Origin of the sequence: Pseudoalteromonas rhizosphaerae (genome assembly GCF_902498845.1) — a bacterium.
Classification (GTDB): domain Bacteria; phylum Pseudomonadota; class Gammaproteobacteria; order Enterobacterales; family Alteromonadaceae; genus Pseudoalteromonas; species Pseudoalteromonas rhizosphaerae.
Genome location: NZ_CABVLM010000078.1, coordinates 1 through 255, shown reverse-complemented (window position 1 = coordinate 255; position 255 = coordinate 1). Strand labels below are relative to the sequence as shown.

Sequence of the window (255 nt, the reverse complement as noted above, 5' to 3'; positions counted from 1 at the left end):
TCTACCTGACCACCTGTGTCGGTTTGGGGTACGATTCGGTATAATCTGAAGCTTAGAGGCTTTTCCTGGAAGTATGGCATCAGCAACTTCATCACCTTGGTGACTCGTCTCGTGTCTCAGCCTAACAACAACCCGGATTTACCTAAGTCGCTAGCCTACTCACTTTCACATGGACTACCAACGCCATGCTTGCTTAGCCTGCTCCGTCCCCCCATCGCAATTATACCAAGTACGGAAATATTAATCCGTTTCCCA

At 48.6% G+C, this 255-nt stretch carries 1 rRNA gene; it reads right to left on the bottom strand.

Features of this window, described 5'->3' with window-relative positions:
• Positions 1-255 (bottom strand): 23S ribosomal RNA (locus PSR9079_RS23540); the annotation flags it as partial.